This window comes from Pseudonocardia sp. KRD291, from assembly GCF_019263595.1.
In the GTDB taxonomy this organism is placed as follows: domain Bacteria; phylum Actinomycetota; class Actinomycetes; order Mycobacteriales; family Pseudonocardiaceae; genus Pseudonocardia.
In genome coordinates, this window is the sequence record NZ_JADQDD010000320.1 from 1 (window position 1) to 6561 (window position 6561).

A 6561-nucleotide genomic window follows, 5' to 3' on the forward strand; every position below is an offset into this window, starting at 1 on the left:
GACCGCGTAGACGACGGCGGAGAAGGCGCCCCGGGTCATGTCGCCCCAGTCGACGTCCTGCGAGAGAAGGGCGGACCAGGCGTCGGCGTAGTGCCCGGGCAGGAAGTCGCGCAGGTCGCCCAGGGCGGTGATCTGCTCCAGGATCTGGGACAGGATCGACGCCATCACCGCGCCGCCGACAGCGCCGAGCGGGGCGTCGGTGCTCACCGAGAGCAGCAGCGCCAGGCCGGCGACCCAGCTCAGGTGCACGGCCAGGTACAGGGCACCGAGCAGTACCCGGCCGGTGGCCGTCCAGAACGGCAGCGACTCACCGACCGGGGAGACCAGGTCCCCCGCGCCGTAGGCCAGCGATCCGACGAGCAGCGACACGAGCGGGAGCAGGGCCAGCGCGGCCACGGACAGGATCGCGGCGACGACCGCCTTCTGGCGCAGCAACCGGGCCCGCGGGACCGGGATCGCGAGCAGGTAGCGCAGCGACGACCAGGACGCCTCGGAGGCGACCGTGTCGCCGAAGAACAGCGCCACGAGCACCACCAGCAGGAAGCTGGCCGAGGCGAACAGCGTGAACACGGCGAAGTTCGTGCCGCTGCTGCTGGCCAGGTCGACCAGCGTCGGGCCGCTGCCGGGGGCGTCGTCGTCGCCGCCGATCAGGAACGCGGCCCACAGCAGCACCGGCAGGAGCGCGACCAGCGCGAACGAGACCTGGGTCCGCCTCCGGCGCAGCTGGCGGGCCAGCTCGATCCGGATCGGCAGCGTCCGACCCGGGACCGCCGGGGCGGCGGCCCCGGAGTCGACCAGTGCCCCCACCCGGCCGCGATGGGTCGACCGGGTCACCTCCGCGCCGGCACCGGCCGCCGGGGCGGCATCGGGGCGGAGCTCGGTCGTCTCGGCGGCGGATCCGGGCCGGTGGCCGTTCGATCGCGCGCCGTCGGCCGCCCGGGTCTCGGTGCGGTGCCGGCCGGAGACCGGCCCGTCGTGCTCGCTCATGAGTTCCCCTCGCCGTTCTCGCCGACCAGCGCCAGGAACGCGTCCTCGAGCCGGCTCCGGGGGCCTGCGGTCTGCACGGCCACCCCTGCCCCGACGAGCGCCGCGACGGCGTCGGACCGGGGCACACCGCCCAGGTCGGCCTGCACGACCGACCCGCGGACGGCGATGTCCCGGACGCCGTCGAGCCCGTCGAGCACCCGTGCCGCGCGGTCCGGGGCGTCCACCCCGAACGACGCGCCGCCGTCACCGGCGATGATCTCGTCCACGGTGCCGTCGGCGACGACGGTGCCCCGGTGCATCACGACGACGTGCGTGCACGTCTGCTCCACCTCGGCCAGCAGGTGACTCGAGACCAGCACCGTCCGCCCGCCCTCGGCGTAGCGGCGCAGCAGCTCGCGCATGGCGTAGATCTGGGGCGGGTCGAGCCCGTTGGTGGGTTCGTCGAGCATCAGGAGCTCGGGCAGCCCGAGCATGGCCTGCGCGATGGCCAGCCGCTGGCGCATGCCCTGCGAGTAGGTGCCGACGCGGCGCTGCACCGAGTCGCCCAGCCCCGCGATCTCCAGCGCCTCGGCCATCCGGGCCTGCTCCGGCGGGCGGCCGGTGGCGGCCCAGTACAGCCGCAGGTTCTCCGCCCCGGACAGGTGCGGCAGGAAGCCCGGCCCCTCGACGAACGCGCCGATCCGGCTCAGCACCGCGCCGCCCGGACGGACCGGAGTGCCGAACGCCCGCATCTCGCCCGCGGTGGGGGAGATCAGCCCCATCAGCATCCGCAGCACGGTCGTCTTGCCGGCGCCGTTCGGGCCGAGCAGCCCCAGCACCATCCCGCGCTCGACGGTGAACGATACGTCGCGGACGGCCCTGAACCCGCCCCCGTAGGTCTTGGCCAGGCCACTGACCTGCAGCGGAGGCGCGTCGTCGGCCACCGTCTCCGGGTCCCGGCGGCGGCGCGTCCTGGCCACCAGCCAGACGAGGGCCGCCGCGGCCAGCGCGATCGCGATCCCGATCAGCGCCCACACCGGGACGGTGTCCGCGGCCTCGGCGCGGCCGGGCACCACCGGGACGGTCAGGCCGGTCCCGTCGACCGGCCCGACCCGCCACGCCGACGGCGCGGTGCCGGAGTCGAAGCCCTGGTCGGTCGTCGACAGCGAGACGACCAGGCTGCTGCCGGCCGTCACCGGCGCGGCGACCCCGGGCAGGGTGACGGTGACCCGGGCCGGGCTGCCGTCGGACGGGACGGCGACCCGCAGCGGGGCGACGGCGTTGCCGAGCAGCGTGGTGCGCCCGTCCGCGCCGCGGGTGGACAGCGAACCGAACAGCACCGCATCGGTACCGCCGGGCTGGCCCGGTATCCGGGAGATCTCGACGTCGACGCGCGGGACGCCGGCGATCTGGGTCGCCTCGGGTAGGGGCTCGGAGACGAACCGGGCCGCCTGACCGGGCTGTGCGCCGAGTCCGGACAGCCCGCCGAGCGAGCTCAGCGCCGACCCGGCGCCGGGCAGCGAGGTCACCGCGGCCGGGTTGCCGCCCGCCGGGTGCACGACGACCTGCGGCGCGCCGGTCAGCCCGATCGACCGCGTGCCGACCGGGGCGGCGGACGCCGCGCCGGTCAGGCCCGGGTAGGAGTCGGCGAGCACGGTGCGCCCGGTCGGGGTGTCGCCGCGGGTCCGGACACCGCTCTGCACCTGGTAGGCGAACGGGACGTCGGACGCCGTCGGCGGCGGTGCGCTGACGATCCCGCCGCTGTCGTTGCGCCCGGCCCGCAGGTACTGGTCGAACCAGTCGCCGATCCGGGCGCGCACGCCCGCGTCCGGGGCGCCCCCGTCGTGGCCGCCGGCGAACCAGAGGACCGAGACCGGGGTGCGGCCGTTCGCGGCGATCTGGCGCGCGTTGGCGTCGGCCTGGTCGAGGCCGAACAGGGTGTCCTGCTCGCCCTGCACGAGCAGGGTCGGCGCGGTGATCCGGTTGTTCGACGACGGCGAGGCCCGCCGGAGCAGCTCCGTCGTGGCCGCGGAGAGGCGCCCGGTCGTCGCCGCCTCGGTGTAGGCGTTGCAGACGGCGAGGGTGAAGCGCCCGCAGTTCAGCGGCCGCGACGGGTCGGTGCGGCGGGGGTCGCCGACGCTGCCGAAGAACACCCCGGCCCAGCCGCGCTTGAACACCCCGTCGCCGGCGTTCGCGCCGCGGGCGGGGGTGTCGGCGGGCAGCGTGGCGGTGCTCGCGTTGTTCGGGAACAGGGCCTGGCCGAGGTCGTTCCAGGTGATCACCGGGACGATCGCGTCGATCCGCGGGTCGTTGCCGGCGGCCAGCAGGGACAGCGCACCGCCGTAGGAGGCACCGGTCACCCCCACCAGCGGGTCCCCGGGCCCGTTCTTCGCCACGTCCGCCCGCTCGTCGAGCCGGTCCACCAGCCGGCTCGCGTCGGCGACCTCGTAGAGCGGGTCGTTCAGGGCGATCTGCCCGCCGCTGGTGCCGAAGCCGCGTGCGGTCCAGGTCTGCACGACGTACCCGCGCGCGGCGAGCTCGCGGGCGTCGGAGTCGACGCTGTCCTTGGTGGCGCCGAAGCCGTGCGCGACCAGGACGGCCGGTGCCGGGGTGGCCGGCGTCGCGGACGAGGGCAGGTAGAGGCTGGTGTCCAGCGAGATCGTCCCGTCGGCGGGCGACGGGCCGCCCGGCACGTCGACCCGGGACGGCTCGACCGCGATCTCGTCCGCCGGCACGGCCCGGGCGTGCGCCTGGGCCGGAGCCGCAGCGGCCGCGGCCGCGGCAACCGGGGCAGCGGCCGAGGCGACGCCGGGCAGGCTCGCGAGGAGCCCCACGGTCAGCAGCAGGGACCCGACCACGGCGCGGGCGGGACGGCCGGGGGGGAGTCGCTGCACGCCGTCGAACCTATGTCAGCCCACCGACAGCGCGCCGCGCCGATCCTGAGAACGTCTCAGGGACGGGTACGATGTCGCCGGAACGGGTGCGTTCGCTCACCCCGCCTCGCGTGGGAGAACCGGACAGAGCACACTTGTCGCGTACCGCAGGGGAGTATCCCGTTCGCGGTGGTGTCGTCAGCACGGCGACGGAGCGGTCCGCTCCGGGACCCGGCACCACCGGCTGCGTCGCAGGACCCGCCACCGCATGGCCGGTGGGTCGCGCGTGGCGGGAGAGACCTCGGGCGTGCTTCTGCTGCCCGAGTTCCGGAGGTTAATCGGTGAACGTCCCCCTGTGGGTCTGGCTGGTCACGATCGGCGTCTTCGTCGCCATCGTGGCCGTGGACCTGTTCGTCGTCGACCACAAGCCGCACGCGGTGACCCTCGGCGAGGTCACGCGATGGGTCCTGTTCTACATCGCGCTGGCCGTGGTGTTCGGGATCGGCGTCTGGTTCTTCGCGGGCGGGACGTTCGCCGGGGAGTTCTTCGCCGGCTACATCACCGAGTACTCGCTCTCGGTCGACAACCTGTTCATCTTCTTGATCATCATGTCGTCGTTCAAGGTGCCGGTGATCCACCAGCACCGGGTGTTGCTCGTCGGCATCGTGATCGCGCTGATCATGCGCGGCCTGTTCATCGCCGTCGGCGCAGCCGCGATCGAACAGTTCAGCTGGGTCTTCTACCTCTTCGCCGCGTTCCTCGTCTACACCGCGATCAGCCTGGTCCGCCAGGGCATGGGCGGCGACGACGAGGAGTGGGAGGAGGGCCGGGCGATCCGGATGGTCCGCAAGGTCTTCCCCGTCACCGAGGACTACCACGGCGCCGCGACCACCGTGAAGATCGACGGCAAGCGCTGGCTGACCCCGATGCTGATCGTGATGATCGCGATCGGGCTGACCGACGTGATGTTCGCGCTCGACTCGATCCCGGCCATCTTCGGCCTCACCCAGGAGTCCTACCTGGTCTTCACCGCGAACGCGTTCGCGTTGATGGGCCTGCGCCAGCTGTACTTCCTGCTCGGCGGCCTGCTCAAGAAGCTCATCTACCTGTCCTACGGCCTGGCCGTGCTGCTCGCGTTCATCGGCGTCAAGCTCGCCCTGCACGCCCTGCACGAGAACGAGCTGCCCTTCATCAACGGCGGTCAGCCGCTCCCGGTCCCCGAGGTCGGTATCGGCCTGTCCCTCGCGGTGATCATCGGCGTGCTCGCCGTGACGACCGTGGTCAGCCTCGTCGCCGTCCGCCGGAACCCGGCGCTGGCCGAGCAGGGCAGCGGGATCACCGCGCCGCCGCTGGCCCGGAACAAGGAGGAGGCGGCCCGGATCGTCGAGCAGGACGAGAAGGAGCACGCCGCCCAGCACGAGAAGATCGCCGAGCGCGAGAGGGCCGAGGGCCGCGGGCAGATCTGAGCCCGCCTCCCCGGAGCGTGGACGCCCGGGGCCTGCCGGCGAGCAGCCGGTCAGGCCCCGGGCGTCTGTTCGCGGTGGTGCAGCGTGACCGGGCCGATCCGGCCGCCGTCGAGTTCGAGCGTCATCCACGTGTGGGTGGGCCGGCGGCGGCGGTCGGTGGGTGAGCCCGGGTTGAGCAGCCGCAGCGTCCGCCCGTCGGGCAGCTCCGCCGTGGAGTCCCACGGGATGTGGCTGTGCCCGAACACCAGGAGGTCGACGTCCGGGTGGTCGCGCGCGCAGCGGCGTTCCCGCCCCTGCGCCGCGCCCGTCTCGTGCGTGACGGCCACCCGGACGCCGCCGATCTCGGCGTGCGCGGTCTCCGGCAGCCGTGCGCGCAGCTCGGGGCCGTCGTTGTTGCCCCAGCAGGCGACGAGCAGGGCGGAACGGTCCTCGAGCCGGTCGAGCAGGGACTCGTCCATCCAGTCCCCGGCGTGCACGACGACGTCGGCCGCGTCGACCGCCGACCAGAGGACGTCGGGCAGGTCGGCCGCCCGGGTCGGGACGTGCGTGTCGGAGATCAGCAGGACGCGGGCGATCGGACTCAGCCCACCCCGACCAGGTCCACCACGAAGATCAGTGTCTCGCCGGGGGCGATGACGCCGCCCGCGCCGCGGTCGCCGTAGCCCAGGTGCGGCGGGATGACCAGCCGGCGGCGACCGCCGACCTTCATGCCGGTGACGCCGGTGTCCCAGCCGGAGATGACCTGGCCGGCGCCGAGGGCGAACTCCAGCGGCTGGCCACGGTTGTAGGAGGCGTCGAACTCCTCGCCGGTCGAGTGCGAGACGCCGACGTAGTGCACGGCGACGCGGTCGCCGGGCTTGGCCTCGGTGCCGTCACCGAGGCTGATGTCGGTGGCGTCCAGGTCGGTGGGCAGGGGGCCGTCGACGGGGTCGACGACGGGCTTGGCTGCGGGCACGGAAGGTCTCCTCGCGGGTCGTGAGAGTGACGGTTCCCGAGCGTGCCAGAGGGCCCCGACGTCCGCCCGGGGGCCCCGGGCGGACGTCGGTGACCGGGTCCGTGGTCCCCCACCGGCCTCGCTCGTGGTCCCGGCAGGGCGCGGGATGTCCTTTCCGGAAGATCGCTCGCCAACTCGCACGGTTCGCGAGCGATTTCCCGGGGAAGGTCCTTCTTCCGGCGCACCGGCTCGGACGGCTCGGGCGGGGACGGCCGCACGAGCGCCCGGCTTCGTCCCGCGGTCGCGGCCGCACCCGCGTCGC

At 74.1% G+C, this 6561-nt stretch carries 5 protein-coding genes; 1 reads left to right on the forward strand and 4 read right to left on the reverse strand.

Features of this window, described 5'->3' with window-relative positions:
• Both I4I78_RS28325 and I4I78_RS28330 read right to left on the reverse strand, forming a co-directional pair.
• A partial coding sequence (locus tag I4I78_RS28325; RefSeq protein ID WP_218614564.1) for an ABC transporter permease occupies positions 1-987 on the reverse strand: 987 nt, incomplete at its 3' end.
• Complete coding sequence (locus I4I78_RS28330) at positions 984-3800, reverse strand: ATP-binding cassette domain-containing protein (RefSeq protein ID WP_374225934.1); 2817 nt, start codon at positions 3798-3800, stop codon at positions 984-986. The genes I4I78_RS28330 and I4I78_RS28325, both read right to left, overlap by 4 nt.
• Positions 3801-4180: 380 nt before the next feature.
• Here I4I78_RS28330 and I4I78_RS28335 point away from each other — a divergent pair, with 380 nt between their 5' ends.
• Positions 4181-5305: a TerC family protein gene (locus I4I78_RS28335; RefSeq protein WP_218614565.1), complete on the forward strand. Its 1125-nt coding sequence runs from the start codon at positions 4181-4183 to the stop codon at positions 5303-5305.
• Between the two features lie 50 nt (positions 5306-5355).
• Here the strand turns inward: I4I78_RS28335 and I4I78_RS28340 are convergent, their stop codons facing one another.
• The gene (locus I4I78_RS28340) at positions 5356-5880 is read right to left on the reverse strand and encodes a metallophosphoesterase (protein WP_218614568.1); all 525 of its coding nucleotides are present in this window, start codon (positions 5878-5880) and stop codon (positions 5356-5358) included.
• A 5-nt stretch (positions 5881-5885) separates the two neighbouring features.
• Positions 5886-6260, reverse strand: coding sequence for an FKBP-type peptidyl-prolyl cis-trans isomerase (locus tag I4I78_RS28345; RefSeq protein WP_218614566.1), 375 nt, complete (start codon positions 6258-6260; stop codon positions 5886-5888).
• Between the last annotated feature and the right edge of the window lie 301 nt (positions 6261-6561).